The 19356-nt window shown below is 41.7% G+C and carries 12 protein-coding genes; 2 read left to right on the forward strand and 10 right to left on the reverse strand.

Features of this window, described 5'->3' with window-relative positions:
- Positions 1–847 (reverse strand): aldose epimerase family protein (locus tag JWQ85_RS06910; protein ID WP_299465963.1); only part of this gene is annotated, 847 nt, incomplete at its 3' end.
- 236 nt (positions 848–1083) lie between these two features.
- Here JWQ85_RS06910 and JWQ85_RS06915 point away from each other — a divergent pair.
- Entirely contained in the window at positions 1084–1791 is a 708-nt protein-coding gene (locus JWQ85_RS06915; RefSeq protein WP_299465966.1) for an NUDIX domain-containing protein, read from the forward strand.
- A 68-nt stretch (positions 1792–1859) separates the two neighbouring features.
- On the opposite strand, the gene JWQ85_RS06920 is transcribed toward JWQ85_RS06915, so the two are convergent.
- The 6 genes from JWQ85_RS06920 to JWQ85_RS06945 form a co-directional block, all read right to left on the reverse strand.
- Complete coding sequence (locus tag JWQ85_RS06920; protein ID WP_299465969.1) at positions 1860–3566, reverse strand: sodium/solute symporter; 1707 nt, start codon at positions 3564–3566, stop codon at positions 1860–1862.
- Positions 3567–3645: 79 nt separating this feature from the next.
- Positions 3646–5136: an L-arabinose isomerase gene (gene araA, locus JWQ85_RS06925; RefSeq protein ID WP_299465971.1), complete on the reverse strand. Its 1491-nt coding sequence runs from the start codon at positions 5134–5136 to the stop codon at positions 3646–3648.
- 44 nt (positions 5137–5180) lie between these two features.
- The gene (locus JWQ85_RS06930) at positions 5181–6542 is read right to left on the reverse strand and encodes a glycoside hydrolase family 27 protein (protein WP_299465973.1); all 1362 of its coding nucleotides are present in this window, start codon (positions 6540–6542) and stop codon (positions 5181–5183) included.
- Between the two features lies 1 nt (position 6543).
- Complete coding sequence (locus JWQ85_RS06935; RefSeq protein ID WP_299465976.1) at positions 6544–7242, reverse strand: L-ribulose-5-phosphate 4-epimerase; 699 nt, start codon at positions 7240–7242, stop codon at positions 6544–6546.
- Between the two features lies 1 nt (position 7243).
- The gene (locus tag JWQ85_RS06940; RefSeq protein WP_299465979.1) at positions 7244–8947 is read right to left on the reverse strand and encodes a ribulokinase; all 1704 of its coding nucleotides are present in this window, start codon (positions 8945–8947) and stop codon (positions 7244–7246) included.
- Between the two features lie 325 nt (positions 8948–9272).
- Entirely contained in the window at positions 9273–9926 is a 654-nt protein-coding gene (locus JWQ85_RS06945) for an HAD family phosphatase (RefSeq protein WP_299465982.1), read from the reverse strand.
- A 161-nt stretch (positions 9927–10087) separates the two neighbouring features.
- On the opposite strand from JWQ85_RS06945, the gene JWQ85_RS06950 reads away from it, so the two are divergent.
- The gene (locus JWQ85_RS06950; RefSeq protein ID WP_299465985.1) at positions 10088–12490 is read left to right on the forward strand and encodes a glycoside hydrolase family 127 protein; all 2403 of its coding nucleotides are present in this window, start codon (positions 10088–10090) and stop codon (positions 12488–12490) included.
- Between the two features lie 88 nt (positions 12491–12578).
- On the opposite strand, the gene JWQ85_RS06955 is transcribed toward JWQ85_RS06950, so the two are convergent.
- From JWQ85_RS06955 to JWQ85_RS06965, 3 genes are all read right to left on the reverse strand, one after another.
- Entirely contained in the window at positions 12579–14771 is a 2193-nt protein-coding gene (locus JWQ85_RS06955) for a family 43 glycosylhydrolase (protein ID WP_299465988.1), read from the reverse strand.
- Positions 14772–14788: 17 nt separating this feature from the next.
- Complete coding sequence (locus JWQ85_RS06960) at positions 14789–16108, reverse strand: vanadium-dependent haloperoxidase (RefSeq protein ID WP_299465991.1); 1320 nt, start codon at positions 16106–16108, stop codon at positions 14789–14791.
- A 6-nt stretch (positions 16109–16114) separates the two neighbouring features.
- On the reverse strand, positions 16115–19356 hold a 3242-nt coding region (locus JWQ85_RS06965), incomplete at its 5' end, for a VCBS repeat-containing protein (protein ID WP_299465993.1).

The raw sequence follows: 19356 nt of genomic DNA on the forward strand, positions 1-19356 counted from the left end.
GCTGTTGGTCTTTTACGCCAATGTCCTTCCCTATAGCTTTAGCTGTAGTAAAATCAAAAGCACTGCCTTTTACCGTTTCTATCTTCCCGGTTGGTATAAGCAAGCTATCAACCGGCGTATAAGCATCAGCATTTATTTGCAGAAGATGATTAGTAATTTCCTTTGTGCCTGAGACCCCATTCAAGTTAAAATAAGCATGGTTAGTAAGGTTAATTACCGTTGCCTTATCCGTAGTTGCGTGGTATGCTATTTCTAAAGAATTATCGTCTTTAAGTGTGTAGGCTACAATTATTTTAAGGTTGCCGGGATACCCTTCCTCTCCATCTTTAGATAAATAAGATAACTCGAGAATTTGCCCGTTTGCTTTTGTAACATCCCAAACCTGTTTAAAAAAACCATTAGCTCCGCCGTGTAGGGAATTAGGGCCGTCGTTAACATTTACCTGATATGGCTTACCATCCAAAGTAAATTTGCCTCTTGCAATTCGGTTACCATACCTGCCTATAAGAGCGCCAAAATAATTTTCTTTAAGCTCACGATAGTCTTTTAAATTTTCGTACCCAAGAATCACATCAACAAGCTTGCCTTTCTTATCAGGAACAAGCAGGCTTACCAGGCGGCCTCCATAGTTAGTTATAGCAGCCTCAACGCCGTTTTTATTTTTTAACGTGTAAAGCTTAACTTGCTTATTATCAACTTTAGCATTAAAAGATGCGCTATCGGGTATAGTGTTCTGCAGGCTATCAGCAGCACCTGTAGTTTGTTTGGGTTTTGATACGTTATTGCAAGCCACAGTAAAAAAAATACCAGCGGCAAAAAGAGCAACATTAAAAAATTTCTTGCGCATAATTAGCTACTTAATTAGCATAGGTTTAAAGCCTATGTATATTGGTTATTATAATTGGTTTATTTATTGAAAGAGTTAATAGATTAACTGCTATTACAAGCCTAATATAGTACTATTATTTTTAACTGTATAATAAACAATTAAAAATAGTATTTTAGTTATAATCAGGCATATTTGGCTGGTTAGTAAGTTAAAAAAAATGTTAAATTTGTTTAAAATGAATACCGCATTTATAAATGAATAGATACTATAAGCAAAGCCGTGGTCTTAATGCTGTTGATTGTATAATTTTTGGCTTTGACGGAGAAAACCTAAAAATACTTCTTATAAAACGTGGCTTTGAACCCGAGAAAGGTAAATGGAGCTTAATGGGCGGATTTGTGCAGGGGAACGAAAATTTGGACCAGGCATCAAACCGTATTTTAAAACAGCTAACCGGGCTTGACGGCATGTACCTTGAACAGCTGCATACTTTTAGCGACCCAGACAGAGACCCGATAGAAAGAACTATTTCTACCGCCTATTTTGCATTGATAGATCTTAACAAATATGAAACGCAAATAAGCACCGAGTACCATGCCGAATGGTTTGCACTTAAGCGTTTACCCAAGTTAATATTTGACCAGCAAGAAATGGTTGAAATGGCCAAAAGACGCCTGAGATATAAGGCTGCCCTGCACCCTATAATGTTTGAATTACTGCCACCACGATTCACTATCCCACAATTACAAAACCTGTACGAAAGTGTGTATAACACTACTATTGATAAAAGAAATTTTAGTAAAAGGGTGCTTGCTACAGGCCTGCTTATAAAACAAGATGAAAAAGATAAGTCGGGATCTAAACGTGGTGCATTTTATTACCAGCTTAATATGCAAAACTATTATGCAAACTTTCAATCATTCCTAAATTTTATACCCAACCCAACCCACCTCATTTTTTAATGCTGAGATGGGTTGGTTCGGTATCAATCATTTTTATATAATAATCTTCCTATTTGCTTTATCAGCATCTACCAAAATTTAACATAAAGCATAGTAAGCAATAATAAAGTTAATATGATAAGCGCAAGGGTTGAGCGATCAACCTTGAACATGCTTTTAGGAATATCAAAAGCTTTAGGATTAACCTTAGGGCCCGCAAAGCTAACAACTACCATTACTAAAACAGTAAAGAAGAAGGATAGCCCCATGCATATCAGAAAGGGGATTTGCCAGGTGCCTTTAGCATCGCCGGTAGGAAATGCGGTGTATAATAATGTTTCGTGTCCAAATAAGGCGGGTGCAAAATTGTTAAACAATACCGACATGCCAAACCCGGTTAAAATACCTGCAATGGCTGCAGCCCCGGTGGTTCTTTTCCAAAAGAAACCTAAAATAAATATGGCAAATATACCCGGGCTAATGTATCCGGTATATTTTTGAATGTACGTAAAACCACCTTCGCCACTTATACCTAAAAGATCTTTCCAGGTAAGCATTATAGAAAACACTAAAGCAGCCAGGATCACTATTTTACCAACAATAACCATTTTTTTCTCGCTGGCATCTTTAGCTATGTGTTTCTTATAAATATCAAGGGTAAAAATAGTGCTTATGCTGTTGGCTTTCCCTGCAAGTGAAGCAACAATAGCTGCAGTAAGTGCGGCAACAGAAAGTCCTTTAAGCCCGGTTGGCAAAAAGCCCAGTATAGCGGAGTAAGCATTATCCGCATTAAAATGCCCGCCCGAAGTCATTTCTTGTTGCAGTGCTCCATTCTTATAAAGTACGTAAGCCGCTATACCTGGCAACACTACTATAATGGGCATTGCCAGTTTCATTAATCCCGCAAACAAGATACCTGTACGGGCAGTTTTAAGATCGGCGCCTAACGCTCTTTGTGTAATGTACTGGTTGCAACCCCAATAGTTTAAATTAACTATCCACTGACCGGCAAAATACATGGCAATACCAGGTAAAGCTAAATATTTGTTGATCTCTGTTTGTGAGGCACCAGGTTTAGGTTTAGCCATTATCATCTGGAAATGGTCTGGCGCATCCTTAAGCATTGCAGTTAACCCGGCCATAGCATTTTCGCCAAGGCCAAAATGCTTGCTTACTAAAGTTAAGGCAATGTAAGTGGTAGCTAATCCGCCAATAACTAAAACTAACACCTGTATCACATCGGTAAAGCCAATAACCTTCATGCCGCCAAGTGTAATAAACAAGGCAAAAATGGCCAGTGCAATAATAATCTCATGTAAATACCCGCCGCCGGCTAAACTATTAATGGCAAGCGCACCCAAATACAGTATCGAGGTAAGATTTACAAGCACATACAACAGCAACCAAAAAATTGCCATAATAAAGCTTACCGTTTCATTATAACGGTTATGCAGAAATTGTGGCATAGTGAATATCTTATTTTTAAGATACACCGGTATAAACCATACAGCCACAATAATTAGTGCAATAGCAGCAACCCATTCGTACGCGGCAACAGCCAGGCCAACTGAAAAGCCTTGCCCGCTGGTACCAATAAATTGCTCGGCAGAAATATTTGAAGCGATGAGCGATGCGCCGATGGCCCACCAGGTTAAAGAGCCTTCGGCAAGAAAGAAGTCCTTACTGTCTGAAACCCCTTTAATTTTTTTGCGGCTGTAGATCCAGTAGCCGTAGCCGGATACTATGATAAAATAGATCACAAAAATTACGTAATCTATGCCTGTAAACTTGTTCATAATTTGATTTTAACTTAGGTTAATTGAGTTATCAAACAGGCAGTCATCTCCCATCCTACTGCCTGTTTGATTGATAATTTTATCTGTAAGCTACTTCGTTCCAGCGTAATTCATTGCGAAACTGTTCTATAGTAGTGCCTTTGCCAATACGCAAAAATTCTATACCGGCCATATCTGCAAAATCCTGCAGTTGTTCGGCTGTTAAATTCTGGCTGTAGGCTGTGTGGTGGGCCCCGCCTGCATAGATCCATGCAGCGCAACCGGTTTTCATATCTGGCAGGGGTTTCCAAAGCACCCTTGCAACCGGAAGATTAGGCAGATCGTTTTGCGCCTCAACAGCTTCAACCTCATTAATTAGCAGGCGAAAACGGTTGCCTATATCAATTAATGATGCGTTAAGCGCATTGCCTGCTGCTACATTAAACACCAAACGCGCAGGATCGGCTTTACCGCCAATACCTAAGGGGTGCACCTCTAACACAGCTTTGCCATTGGCTAATGATGCATCTATCTCTAACATATGCGAGCCTAAAACCAATTGGTTATTAGGGTCAAAATGATAAGTGTAATCCTCCATAAAGGCATTCCCGCCAGCAAGCCCGCTACCCATAACTTTAAAGGCACGTACCAGCGCGGTTGTTTTCCAATCGCCCTCGCCAGCAAAGCCATAACCATCGGCCATCAGGCGTTGCGCCGCAATACCCGGCAATTGTACCATCCCATGCAGGTCTTCAAACGTATCAGTAAATCCTTTAAAACCACCATCCTGTAAAAACTTACGCAGGCCCAGTTCAATTTTAGCTGCTTCATAAACTGATGAATAGTTGTCACCTCCTTTTTTAAGCGAGGCATCCATTGTATAGGTGGTTTCATACACATCAGTAAGTGCCGTAACATCGGACTCGCTAATGTTATTGATTACCTCCACCAGGTCGCCAATTCCGTATGTGTTTACCGAAAAACCAAACTTAGATTCAGCCTCTACTTTATCACCATCGGTTACGGCTACAAAACGCATGTTATCGCCAAAACGGGCAAATTTTGCACCTTGCCAATCGAACCAGCCTGCAGCTGCGCGCGTCCAGCCTTCTATCTGACCTAATACTTCGGTATCCTGCCAGTGGCCAACCACTACTTTGCGATTTTTGCGCAAGCGCGATACCATAAAACCAAATTCCCTATCGCCATGTGCACTTTGGTTAAGGTTCATAAAATCCATATCTATCGAACTCCATGGTATATCGCGGTTGTATTGGGTATGCAGATGCAGCATTGGTTTCTGCAGGATATTCAAGCCCCTTATCCACATTTTGGCCGGAGAAAAAGTATGCATCCAGGTAATAATACCAATACAGTTTGGCGTTACATTAGCTTCTTGCAGTGTTGTATAAATCTCGTCTGTTGATTTTACCACAGGCTTATATACCACACGAACCGGGATGTTACCGGCAGTGTTTAGCCCTTCGGCAATATGTTGCGAGTGAATTGCTACCTGCTTAAGGGTTTCCTCGCCATATAAGTTTTGGCTACCTGTAATAAACCATACTTCAAAGGTTTTTAGATCTATCATTATAATAATTAGTGATTGAGTGAATTATTGATTTAGTGATTTTTTTATTGCGGTGATAGTTTGAGCAGTATTGCGCCATGCAGATTAATATCCTGGCTATAACCATTTTTAAACTGGCCAACATCCTGTTTCTTCCACAGGTTGCGCACTTTTACATTGCCTTTAAGCCTAAGAGCGGCAAAGTCAACCGTTACTTTTTGGTTGTTATCGCCAATGTTAAACAGCGCCGCATACACATCTTTGTTACCCGGGATATGCGAATACCAAACCATTGCCCCATCCTTTTTATAAAGTTGTTTGGGATTTTCACCTTGCTGGTTTACCGCTAATACTTCAGCATTTGTAAATAATTTAAGTTCCAGATCACGATTTTCGGGCAGGTTGCCACCAATCATAAGGGGCGAGCGATAAATGCTCCAAAAAGTCATATGGGTATACTGTTCATCTTCGGTAAAACGACTGTAACGTTCCTGACCAACCGGCCCGCGTTTAGAGAGTTTACCTATTTGTATCATATCGCAATCGGGCCAATGGCCGGGGCCGCCAACGCCTTCCCAGTTTTTGGCATAGTCAAACATGTGCAGTATTTCTTTCCAATTATCCCAAAAATCATCGGCCATCCGCCACATATTGGCATATTTGGTGGCGTGAACCGCCTGCGCTACAGGTGTTTCTCCGGGCGAAAGGCTCAATACCATTGGCCGGCCACAATTGGCTATTGCCTTTTGATAACCTTCAACTTCGGGCGCACTGTAAGGACGCGAAAGGTCATCAACTTTTATAAAGTCAACTCCCCATGAAGCATAAAGTTCCAATATAGAATTGAGGTATTCCTGGGCGCCCGGCTTGCTCATGTTTAAACCATACATGTGATTCATCCAGGTACATGTCGAATTAGTATCCGCAACCATATCTGCCGTAATACCATTAGTACCTTTTACCGGCGATTTTGCCCATACGGCTTGACGTGGAATGCCGCGCATAACGTGAATACCAAATTTTAAACCTTTGCTATGCACATAATCTGACAGCGGTTTAAAACCATCGCCCTTAAATGCCGAAGGGAATTTATTGGGCTGTGGCATCAATCTGCCCCACTTATCCATTGTAAGCCACGGCACGTAAGCCCCATCGCCCAACCGCATCTGAAACGGGTTGCCAATATTACTACCCGGAGGGTTATCATAAGCCCATAAAAAATCAACCACGATATATTCCCAGCCGTAGGCTTTTAGGTTTTTGGCCATGTAATCGGTATTGGCTTTAACTTCGTCTTCGTGCACTGCCGAGCCAAAGCAGTTGTAACTGTTCCAGCCCATGGGGGGTTTAGCGGCTATAATATTTTGTGCAGTTAAAGTACTGCCAAAGCAAGTGCATATAATTAGTGCTACTAATAATTTCTTCATTTTATTGTCCGTAATAAGAGTCTGGGCCATGTTTGCGTTCGAAATGTTTTTTGATGAGGGCATCCTTTAAGCGTGGCGAGTTAGCGTTTATCTGCTCGGTAAGGTATGCCATATGGGCAACGTTCTCTAAAACAGCACTATTATAAACGGCTTTAGCAGCTGTTTTTCCCCATGTAAATGGGGCATGGTTGCTTACCAGCACCATTTCAACTTCCTCATAACTTAAGCCCAATTCCTTAAAATGATCAATGATCTGAAAACCGGTTTGATACTCATAATTCCCTTGTATCATTTCATCGCTCATGGGGGGGGCGCATGGTACATCAGCAGTAAGATGATCGGCATGTGTGGTACCAAATATGGGGATGCAGCGCTGTGATTGTGCCCAAGACGTTGCAAAGGTAGAATGGGTATGTACTATACCCCCAATTTTTGGCCAGTGCTTGTATAAAACAGCGTGCGTTTGGGTATCTGATGATGGGCGATGGTCGCCTTCAATTGTTTTACCATCAAAATCTACGATCACCATTTTATCAGGTGAAAGTTCATCATAAGGTACACCACTTGGCTTTATAGCAAATACACCCAATTCCCTATCAGCGGCGCTTACATTACCGAAGGTAAAAAGCACCAATTGCAGCTTTGGCAGTTGCATGTTGGCCTCATAAACCTCCTGTTTCAGTTGTGTATATTGACTCATATTATGCGTTTTGTAATTGGCTTTGTATTTTTAAAGCTGTTTGCTGCGCGATGTAACCACCAAATTCCTGATATTGCTGATAACGTTTTTGGTAAACAGCATGCAGTTGCGGGTTGGGTTCATAGCTTTCTTCAAAACCGCGGCCCATAGCCTTCATAGCGGCTTCTACATTTGGGTAAATACCGGCTACAACAGCAGCAAACATAGCCGCGCCTAAAGCACAGGTATGTGTAAATTGGTGTATGCGGATAGGCATGCCTAAAATATCGGCCATCATTTGCATTACGTAAGGCGACTTTTTAGCTACGCCGCCAATCCCAATAATGCCCTTAACCGGGATACCTTCACTTATAAAACGATCTACAATGCTTTTTGCGCCAAAACAGGTAGCTTCTGCCAAAGCACGAAAAACACGCGGTGCATCGCTACCCAAATTCAAACCATTTATAGCACCTTTCAAAGATTGGTTGGCATCCGGCGTGCGGCGGCCATTAAACCAGTCGATAGCCAGTTCGTTATCCTCATCAACAGGTAACAAAGCGGCTTGTCTGCTAAGTTCAGGTATAATTAATGCTGATAATTCTTCTTTTAAAGCTTCGGCTGTAGCGGCGTCTATTACGTTCGATTGATCGAGCAGGTTATTTAACGGCCATGATATTAAACTTTTGAACCATGCATAAGTATCGCCAAAGGCAGACTGCCCTGCTTCCAGCCCCGCCATTCCGGGTATAACCGAGCCATTTACCTGCCCGCAAATACCTTTAACCAGTGTACCATCAATTTCGGCCGATGGTGCAACCAATATATCACAGGTAGAGGTACCCATTACTTTGCTCAGGAAGTAAGGTTCTATCTGTCCGCCAACCGCGCCCATGTGCGCATCAAAGGCGCCTGTACCCACAACAACATCGGTACTAAGGCCCAAACGCTCTGCCCACTCGGCACTTAAATTGCCTGCGGCTTTATCTGCGGTATAAGTTTCGGTGTAAAGTTTTTCGGTAATGCCAGTTAGCAATGGGTCGAGCAAGCTAAAGAAACTATCGGGCGGCAAGCCGCCAAATTCCTCTGCCCAAAGTGCTTTATGCCCCGCAGAGCATCGCCCGCGCTTAATATCGGTCGCATTATTGCCTCCGGTTAAAAGAAAAGGGATCCAATCGCAATGCTCTACCCAGGAGTGCATGGCATCTTTAACAACATCATCAACCCTTAAAACATGTAAAAGCTTTGCCCAAAACCATTCGGATGAGTAAATACCGCCAACGTATTTAAGGTAATTGGTATCAAATTTTTCGGCGTGCGCATTTATTTCAGCCGCTTCTTTTATAGAGGTGTGATCCTTCCATAAAACAAACATGGCATTAGGGTTAGTTTTAAATTGCGGCAAAAGCGCAAGCGGCGTGCCTGTAGCATCAACCGCTACTGGGGTAGAACCAGTAGTATCTATAGATATACCTTTAATCAATTTTGCTATATCTGCGCCCCCCGCAATACTTATGCAGTCTTTAATGGTAGCTTCCAGTCCTTCAATGTAATCTAAAGGGTGCTGCCTGAACTGGTTTAGAGCAGGATTGCAATATAAACCATCACGCCAGCGTGGGTAGTAAAAAACAGATGAAGCAAGTTCTTCGCCGTTTTGGCCATTGACAATTACTGAACGTACAGAATCTGACCCGTAGTCAATTCCGAGCAAATAAGCGGTTTCCATAAATTGGTTTATAATTATTGTCTAATTAACACTTATTATTTCTTTTTTCAAATAAATAGTTGAAAAATATTTTCAAAATGAGGTCAAAAACTTGTTACAATAGGCTGAAATCAGGATGGATAGATAAGAAAACCCATACCTCACATAATTTAGCAGCGTCCCTGTAAAGAAAAAAATAGCGGAATTGAATGTTTAAATTACATTAATAAATGCGGTGTCTTACTCTGATACGGTATAATGTTATAGGCAGACAAAATGCAATAATAACCGTAACGGAGAATTACCGGCTAAGAATAATGGTTAATAGGAAGTAGCTACAGGCTTGTTATATTAACAGACCTTTTAGATAATCGCTCGTATAATCAGATGAAAAATTTAAAATATTACAGAGGTAAGAAAACTCCGCGGTTTTATGCGTTGTGGTTAATACAACACATTGCATTTGGGCATTTGCGGCAGCCTCTGCCCCTTTTGGCGCATCTTCAAAAACCACACATTCAGCCGGTGGCACCCCAAGTAATTCGGCAGCCCTCAAAAAAGTTTCGGGATGGGGTTTACTTATTTCAACATCGTCCGCACTTACAATAGCCGAAAAATATTTACGTATATCAAGGTTATCTAATACAAAATCGATATTAAATGGGATAGCAGCAGAGGCAATGGCCATTGGGATATTTTGCAGATAAGCAGTCTCTAAAAATTCGCTTAGCCCCGGCAGCAATTGCAGTTTAGGTAAAAATGCGCTTTGGTAACGTCGCTCTTTTTCAATTGAAAGCGCAGTCATCTGTTTATCAGAGAAATGGTTTTCACCGAACATCCTTACTAATACCTCATTATTTTTTCCATACATGTTCTGTTTAACCTGCTCATAGCTGAAGTTTCCACCCAGATCGTTATTCAGTATATCTTCCCACGCAGATGTATGGTAAGACATATCATCTATCATAGTTCCATTAAGATCAAATATAAAAGCTTTCATATGCCTCAAACTTACAAAGCATAAATACTACATAACTAATATTTTATCAATTTTTTATTTATAATTGTAAATAATACATTTATTAATTATCATGCATCCTAAAGTGTTGAATTGCATAGTAATTAATTGCGTGCGGCCTAAAAATGCTTAAAAAACATACAATGATAAATACTGTAAAAATTAGCGGAGTAGCCATTATGCTTTTGTTAGCGGCTACCAGCCCGGTGTTAGCTCAAAACAAAGATTACCCCATACAACCGGTAGCTTTTACCAGTGTACATGTGCACGACAATTTTTGGGAACCCAAAATGGAGGTAAATGCTAACATTACCATTCCCTATACACTTCAACAATGTAAGATAAATGGTCGCGTTGATAATTTTTTAAGAGCAGCGGGCAGCTTAGCCGGCGATAAACTAAGTGAGTTTCCGTTTGACGATACTGATATTTATAAAGTTATTGAAGGGGCATCATACGCTATGCAGGTAAAAAAGAACCCTAAACTTGATAAGTATATCGATTCGTTAATAACCATTATTGGCGCGGCACAAGAAAAAGATGGCTACTTATACACTTTCCGTACTGTTAAAGCAGCAAAACCCCACCCCTGGATAGGAAGCAAGAGATGGGAAAAAGAAGAAGAACTTAGCCATGAGTTATATAACTCGGGGCATTTATTTGAAGCCGCAACAGCGCATTATCAGGCTACCGGTAAACGCACCTTACTTAATATTGCCATTAAAAACGCCAATTTGCTGGTACATGATTTTGGCCCGGGCAAAATTGAGGAATATCCCGGCCACCAGATCGTAGAGATAGGCCTTTCAAAAATGTACCGCGTAACTGGTAATAAAAAATATCTCGACCTGGCTAAATTTTTCCTGGACGTTAGGGGACCAAAGGGCGAAGCCTATAACCAGGCAGATAAGCGTGTGGTTGACCAGCATGCTGCTGTTGGCCATGCCGTACGGGCAGCCTATATGTATACCGGCATGGCCGATATTGCCGCTCTTACCGGCGATGTTAAATACTTAACAGCTATTGACGATATATGGGCCGATGTGGTTACCAAAAAGCTTTACATAACGGGCGGCATTGGCGCCACAGGCAATGGTGAGGCTTTCGGAGAAGACTTCCAGCTACCCAACATGTCGGCTTATGCCGAAACCTGCGCCTCTATTGGTAATGTTTACTGGAACAACCGGATGTTTTTACTGCACGGAGATGCCAAATACATAGATATACTGGAAAAAACACTGTATAATGGCCTACTTTCGGGTGTATCGTTATCCGGCGACCGTTTCTTTTACCCAAATCCACTTTCGTCTGTATTTCAGCATCAGCGTAGCGCATGGTTCAGCTGTGCCTGTTGTATATCTAACATGACCAGGTTTTTACCTTCGGTACCGGGTTACGTGTATGCAAAAAACAATAACGACCTATATGTGAACCTTTTTATGACCAGCACTGCCAACATACAGCTAAAAGCAGGAAAAGTTACGATTGAACAAACTACCGATTACCCCTGGAAAGGTAAAGTTGACCTTAAAGTTACCCCGGCTAAAAGCAGCAACTTTACTATGCGGGTACGCATCCCAGGCTGGGCGCAACAGCAACCTGTAGCCGGCGATCTTTACTCTTTTGACAACAGCCCAAAAATGCCGGTTACTTTAATGATAAATGGCAAACCTGTATCTTTTACTACCGACAAAGGTTATGCTGTGATAAACCGCACCTGGAAGAAAGATGACAAGATCACGCTTTTGCTGCCCATGCCTGTACAAAAAGTACTGGCCAACAACCAGGTTAAAGATGATCGCGACCGCTTTGCTTTTCAAAAAGGACCTATTATTTATTGCCTTGAAGGGCCTGATAATAAGGATAGCCTGGTGCAAAACATCATGATAGATAAAAATGCCGCTGTAAAAACCAGCTTTAATGCCAGTCTTTTAAATGGTGTTGACGTAATAACTACTACCGGCGTTAGTACAAGGCGCCAGCTTAATTCAGATTCGTTGATTAAAACCGAGCAGGAAGTTACTGCTATACCTTATTATGCCTGGGCAAATCGTGGCCCCAGCGAAATGACAGTATGGATCCCATACACCAGCAGCGCTGTAAAACCAAAGCCATCGCCCAGCATAGCCAGCCTTAGTAAGGTTTCGTCATCGCTGAAAAACACAAGGATGTATAACGCAATAAAGGATCAATATGAGCCGCAAGACTCAAAGGACACTAATTACCCATACATGCATTGGTGGCCTAAAAAGAACACTTCGGAGTTTGTACAGTATGATTTTGATAAAGAATACACCATATCATCATCCGGCGTTTATTGGTTTGATGATGGCCCCTGGGGAGGTTGCCGAATACCTGCCAGCTATCAGCTATTTTACAAAAAGGGCGAAGAATGGGTAGAAGTAAAACATTCATCTGCTTACCCAAATGAAAAGGATAAATTAAACACAATAATCTTTGAACCTGTAAAAACTACAGCCATGAAAATGGTTTTACAATTACCTGCGGATAACGCTACCGGTATTCACGAATGGATAATTAAATAGCAGCTAGCTCCGGACAATAAAAAACTCCTTTCAGATATCTAAAAGGCGTTTTTTATTGGATAACTATTGATGGTCGTTTTAGACCGGATTACTTTAACTTCACCGGGCTGATACCTTTGTGGGTGGGCACAACCTGTTCAATAGCACCATCAGCGGTAAATGTTAATTTATCTATGCACACCTCGCGGTTATAACCTGCAGCGTCGCCCATGGCAATACCCTTGGGGTAGGTAAAGCGGTGATAAACAATATACCATTCATCCTTGCCCGGCACTTGTATAACAGAATTATGGCCGGTTCCATAGATACCGGCTGCTACGTTCTTTGTTATTACCATATTGTTTTGTGGAACCTTAATAGTGCCAAGAGGTGAATCTGATGTTCCGTAATGTACCGTATAATCAGGACTGCGGGTATCATTTTCCGACCACATAAAATAGTAGATACCCTTTCTGTAAATAACGTAAGTACCTTCGTTATAATGCTTATCGGGTGTTAATATTTTAGTTGTATTGAGTTTTAATGATACCATATCTTCATTCAATTCAGCACCGGCCATGTAGCCATTACCCCAATACAAATAGTTTTTACCAGTTTTAGGATCGCTAAATACATCGGCATCAATTTGCTGCCCTCCTTTAACACCTTCCGGAAGTTTGTCTATAAGCGGTTTGTCTAAGTCAACAAAAGGCCCTGCTGGGCTATCTGCCGTGGCTACGCCAATTTTTTGCCCTGCCGCGAAATAGTAAAAATATTTATAACTGCCGTTTATCTTTTTTTCGATGATGCATGGGGCCCAGGCATTCTTTTTTGCCCAGCTTACATCTTTGGGCAAATCAAGTATTACACCCTCGTCTTTCCAATTAACCAGATCGGTTGATGAAAAAGCTTTGAAGTAATTGCCAGACCAGCCATCGAAGCCATCACTTGTAGGATACATGTAAAACTTACCATCTTTCTCGGCATATAATATTTCAGGATCGGCATAGTAACCTTTAACAATTGGGTTATGGGTTTCAATTGCGATTACGTTATAAACCTGTGGTTTCTTATCGCCAATGGTTACCGTGTATTTAACCGCGCCTTTTGCAAAATTCTGTGGGGTATTGGGCATTACCTTTATACCAGGAAATGTATTAAACCCGGGATCAAATTTCCTCAGATCAGTACCGGGGGTAACCATAAGCTGCAACTTATGGGCAGCCGTATCTAAAATCATGTTGTTCTTTTTTATCTGCCTGTTAGCAGCCGATAGCATTACATCGCCGGTATTTGCCCATTGCCTGGTTAATGCTGTAGCTTCTTTTGCCGTTATGGGCATTACAGTGCCATGCCGAGGATGAAAATCCATGGTAACATCATCATCTATGGTTTTAAAGTTTTCCAGATCGCTGCTACGGGTAAATTGATATTTCCCTTCGGTATAACGGTCATACATCAATATATAATCGCGGCTGTTATTTAGTTTAAAAACACCCGCTCCTTCAACAGGCGATTTTGTTTGCTGTACGTATTTGTCGATTAAGACATATCCTTCAGTAAGCTTATCAGACACCGCTATTTTTATCCCTGCCCCGGTACCTTCTGTTTTAAAAAAGAGGTGGTATTTCCCGTCCTTATAAATAATATCTCCATCTATACAAGCGCCGTTATCCGGCTTAAAAAACAATTGTTTAGGTATGGTTTCAAGGCCCGAAAAGTCTTCATTTGCATAAGCATAATATATTTTATCGGGTTCGTTACCAAAACGCATTGACCAGTAGATCATATATTTTTTCACCTTGGGGTCATAAATAGTTTGTGGTGCCCATACACGGTTAACACCTGCAAATTCTTTAAAGGTTTCGGCAACGTTTACAACGTGCGATTGCCAGTGAATTAAGTCGGTAGATTTTAGAAGCACCATCGCATAATCAGGTCCCCAGCCAAATTTATCGGTATTCATATCGGTGGCTACCATAAAAAAGGTTTTGTTGTCGGCGCCACGCAGGATATGCGGATCGCGAACACCACCGGTCGAGCTGATCTTTGCCGAATTTAAAACGGGCTTATTATGATTAAGCGCCCGAAAATTATACCCATCATTACTCAACGCGAAGCGGATAGCTTCTCCAGATTTATCGCCGGTGAAATACGTGAACAAGTAAGCACTATATGGCCCGTTAGTAATTGCCTTTTTATTGAGATGTTTAATTTTAGATTGAGCATTCCCTACTACAGGGCGTAAAAAAACAATGGAAATAATTATTAAAAAACGCCTTACCGTTCGCCAGTTATTCATTTTGGATGTATTAGATATTAATTTTTATTCATTTTTTGGAGTACCCAGCCCCCAACTTTGTTACCCTGCACCAGGCCATTATCAATAGCATCTTTAAAATGTATGCCCCCTAAAAAACGTGAAATTGCCGCCTCTTTTGCTGCCTGATCAAAGGATGTAAACTTTCTGGGCGGTATACCGTAATTTATTTCGGTGCTATCGGTATAACTAAAATTAGGGCCAAAGTAATGTGTAAGTATGGCCGCTGAAGCTGCCGATACTACAGAATGCCCGCTGCTATATTCCGGGAAGGGTGGTGTTTGTAAAAAAGGTTTCCAATGCGGATCTATATATTTCCTGATGGCTGTTTCTGGCCTAACCCTATTGGTTTTATATTTATCGGCCCAACAGCTAATAAACCCATCCATAAGCCCTATTGCCACAGTTGTAGTAACCTCAACTGTTTTAGAAAAGCCGGCTTTTGATTGCTTGCAGGCAATACCTGTAATACCAAGCCAATGCGCTCCGGGCGATATCTTTTTTAACCCCATAACCATGTGCCCGTCGTTTTGTACTGCAAAGGGATTGCAATCCCAAAAATTGGCAATATCTTTTTCGGCAGCAGTAAGCCCATTTTCGCCTTTCGCATAGTTTAAAAGCAAAAATTTATAAAAAGCACTGCTTTTTTCAGTGGAAAAAGGCACAGGCGAAACAGATGTAAATTGGAAAGAAGAATTGAGTGTTAAAGGCCTTACGGTGTAAAAATAAGGCTCAACCGGTGTCATGTATGACGGCGGCGTTGGGTTCCAGGTGCCGGCATTCCCTGTGGGCGTATAGCGCGGATAACTACTTATCTTCCTATAACCATCAGCTTTGACGTAAGTTAAAACCTTCTTGCTTATGGCGGTAGCATAGCTTAACGAGCTATCTATAACCGCATCTGAAAAACCTATTAGTCTGCACGAATCTAAAAACTGCTGTTCGCTTTTTTTAAGCAAAACGCCGGATGGTTGTAGTTGCTGGGCTGTTTTATACATAGCTAATACCGTACTAAGCTGGTAATTGCTCCCCACTACTGCATTTGCTTTATTAAAAGCCGGATAATTATTTAATACCCCGTGCATACTTTTAATATGCCCATCGTTCTGTGAAACAACCTCATAACCGGCCAGGCAGGTATAAGCAAAAAAGCGTGCGGCCAAAGGCGGATTGGTAACGTCGTGTACCATCACGTTTGTCATTTGTGCTATAACTTTGCTTATGTCATCACCATGCAGTTGGGGCTGCTTAGCCGGGCGACAGCTAATGATCAGCAGAAAAAAGCTAAACAACCACGATATAAAAAGGAACTTTCTCATTTTAATTTATTGCCGGTAAGCCTTAATGCCTTTGCCGTTAATTCCAAACAAATAGGTACCGTTTATTTCCATTACCGATCTAACATCTCCTGTTAACTTAAACCCCGACTTTTTCTGCGGGATATAGTTAAATCGCCCTTTACCGTCGCCTTTTAACAACATACCATAATTTGCATCGTATTTACCAAATCTAACGCGGGTATGGTCAATGTTACCGCACATAAGCAGGTCGTTATTACCATCGCCATCATAATCCAATAAATTTATAGTGAAAACAGGGGCGTACTGGGCTTCCACAGGAAGAGGGGCAGAAAGCAGCCGACTGCTTTTGCCTGTGCTGATAAAGCAGGCCGTAGTAAGATAATTAGCCGTTAAACGCCCGGCATTTTTCATTTCTTCCGGCGTAAACACCTGGTTTATGGAAGCACCAGCATAGCTGTTATAATCCGGGAACCGTGACCGCATGATACTCATTTGGTCAAGCAGCTCATCGCGGGTTAAGTAAGGGTAACTTTTATGTTGAATGTAAAAACAAAGTATAGGGTCAATTGAGCCGTTGTCGTCAAAATCTTTGTAATACATTTCAGCAGGCTCCTGGTCGGTAACCCGGCATTGCGTATTCAGCCCCATATTGCCGGCTATAATATCGGGGTGTCCATCATTATTAATATCTGCAACTGTTAAACAATTCCACCAGCCTGCATAGCTTTTATCAAAGTATTTGTTAGTGGCATTTATCAGCTTCCCGCCTTTATTTTCAAAAACCATTACCGGCATCCACTCACCGGCAATTATCAGGTCGGGGTTTTTATCACCATTCATATCCGCCCAGGCAGCGCAACTTACCATCCCAATATGCTTTAATGATGGATTAAATGCAGTTGTTTTATCTGTAAAGCCACCTTTGCCATCATTTATCAAAATAAAACTTTCGGGTGCTTGCGGATAACTGCCCGGCACTACCCGGCCGCCAACAAACAGATCGGTAAAGCCATCGCCATTTATATCAGCAACTTTTACGCAACCTTTGCTGCTCAGCATTTTGGGTAAAGCATTATTGCTTTTTGTAAAATTGCCCCGGCCGTTGTTCATGTAAAGCCTGTCCTGCAACAAAGGGTCGGCAGCGGTATAATCATTATACCCACCCGAACACACATAAAGATCGGGTTTGCCGTCATTATTGGCATCAAAAAATACAGCTGCGCTGTTAGTGCATTTGCTATCGGCTTCAAAAGCGGATTGTTGTGTTAATTTAAATTCTCCGCCTTTTTGTTGCAGATATAAGCTACCCGCTTTGCCACTATCACCACCAACATAAATATCTTCAAGGCCATCGCCATTCACATCGGCCTTAACCATACAAGGCCCTAAAAAAGACAAAGGGTTAACCATTAACGGCTGGCGTTTAAAATCGTTTACTGTGCTTTTGGTACTGGTATATTTAAATGGTGCAGGCGCTACTTTAAACAGGGCTTTCTGCGGGGCAGATTTTATATAGTTCGCATTGGCATCCTTCTCATTAAGGGTAAGCAGCTTATCTGCTTTTAAATTGCCAATTACCTGTTCTTTTCCGCTTTGCCATATTACATGTAACGAATCAACTTGTGTATCGCCACCCAAACCAAAATGCAGTACCGTGGTAACGGTAGATTGATACCCGCGTGTAGGCATCTGCTCCAGGTATTGCTTTTTGTTTTTTGAATAGATGATAACCTTTGCCCCTATCCCCTGCGTATTTTTAGCGGCACCATTTAGCTTTACCAACAGGTAATGATTTTTGCTTTGCGCCTGCGAGTTGTTTTGATAGATAAACGCTGGTTTGTTAATGTTATTCACTACCAGGTCCAGGTCGCCATCATTGTCAAGATCGGCATAAGCCGCGCCATTACTGTTTGCCGGCTGGCTAATACCCCAGGCAGTGCTAACATTATTGAAAGTCGAGTTGCCATCGTTCTTAAAAAAATAGCTCTTAACTTCTGATGATGGCATTTTTTCAACAAGATTTAACAGATCCTGGCGCATTGCCTTCCTGTTACGCAAATTGTCGCCCACATACTTCAGGAAATCCATATTAGTATAATCGCGGGTATAGCCGTTGCTTACAAACATATCTTTCCAGCCATCATTATCATAATCTGCAAAGAGCGGCGCCCAGCTCCAGTCGGTATTAGAAATGCCGGCAAGCTGTCCAATTTCGCTAAAGGTGTTATCGCCGTTGTTTTTTTGCAGCATATTACGCATGTACTGGTAATAAAAGCCCACTCTAAGGCTCAAATTAAAAGCCTCGTAATTGTCAGATGCAAAAAGCATTTTCTGCCGACGATTATCCTCGGGCAGCATATCAAGCGAATAAATATCAGGCAACAGGTCATTATTAAAATCGGCAATATCGTTTCCCATTGATGAAAAAGAAGTGTGGCCCATTTGCCGCTGCAATTCATCTGTAAATTTGCCTTTGCCGTTATTAATATACAACCTATCGGGTATATTATAATCATTAGATATGTAGATATCCGGATTGCCATCGCCATTAATATCGGCGATGCCCGCGGCCAAGCCGTAAGATAATGAGGTGTTAATAATACCGGTGGCAGATGTTACATCTACATAAGAACCGTTATTATTTTTCAAAAGCCTTAAGCCTGCTTCCGGGTCGGTTTTACTCATTAAATCGGCAACCGATACTTCGTCAAGGGTATTCTCGCGCTTTGGGTTGTGGTTAACCAACAACAGATCCAGATCGCCATCCTTATCATAATCAAAAAAATAGCCCTGTGTGCTAAACGAGGAAAAATTAAGCCCGTAGTTAGCCGCCATTTCTTTAAATGAAGGTACGCCATTACTATCGTTCCCCTGATTTATAAATAATTGATTCCCCCGTTTTTCGGCCCTAAGCTTACCGGAGTAACATAGATAAATATCTAATTTACCATCGCCATTCACATCAGCAATACTAACACCGGTTTTCCATGGGCCGGGCCGACCGGCAACACCTGCCGCAGTGGTAATTTCTGTAAACTGCAGATTTCCCTTGTTCAGGTAAAGCTTATTATCAGTCATGTTACCCGTAAAGTACAGGTCCTGCAGCCCGTCACCATTCAAATCGCCAACGGCTACCCCGCCACCGTTATAAAAATATTCATACATCAGCACATTGGTGTTCAAACCCTCGGTTAATGTGTTACTAAAATCAACGTGGGTTTTATCAGCCGGCAATAACGTAAATAGCGTATTTTCTGGTTCGGTGC

It is taken from the genome of Mucilaginibacter sp. (assembly GCF_028288105.1).
Lineage (GTDB): Bacteria > Bacteroidota > Bacteroidia > Sphingobacteriales > Sphingobacteriaceae > Mucilaginibacter.

Excerpts from the sequence above, each read along its gene's own strand:
- JWQ85_RS06915 (WP_299465966.1), top strand. The coding sequence starts at position 1,084 with ATGAATAGATACTATAAGCAAAGCCGTGGTCTTAATGCTGTTGATTGT.
- JWQ85_RS06920 (WP_299465969.1), bottom strand. The coding sequence starts at position 3,566 with ATGAACAAGTTTACAGGCATAGATTACGTAATTTTTGTGATCTATTTT.
- araA (WP_299465971.1), bottom strand. The coding sequence starts at position 5,136 with ATGATAGATCTAAAAACCTTTGAAGTATGGTTTATTACAGGTAGCCAA.
- JWQ85_RS06930 (WP_299465973.1), bottom strand. The coding sequence starts at position 6,542 with ATGAAGAAATTATTAGTAGCACTAATTATATGCACTTGCTTTGGCAGT.
- JWQ85_RS06935 (WP_299465976.1), bottom strand. The coding sequence starts at position 7,242 with ATGAGTCAATATACACAACTGAAACAGGAGGTTTATGAGGCCAACATG.
- JWQ85_RS06940 (WP_299465979.1), bottom strand. The coding sequence starts at position 8,947 with ATGGAAACCGCTTATTTGCTCGGAATTGACTACGGGTCAGATTCTGTA.
- JWQ85_RS06945 (WP_299465982.1), bottom strand. The coding sequence starts at position 9,926 with ATGAAAGCTTTTATATTTGATCTTAATGGAACTATGATAGATGATATG.
- JWQ85_RS06950 (WP_299465985.1), top strand. The coding sequence starts at position 10,088 with ATGATAAATACTGTAAAAATTAGCGGAGTAGCCATTATGCTTTTGTTA.
- JWQ85_RS06955 (WP_299465988.1), bottom strand. The coding sequence starts at position 14,771 with ATGAATAACTGGCGAACGGTAAGGCGTTTTTTAATAATTATTTCCATT.
- JWQ85_RS06960 (WP_299465991.1), bottom strand. The coding sequence starts at position 16,108 with ATGAGAAAGTTCCTTTTTATATCGTGGTTGTTTAGCTTTTTTCTGCTG.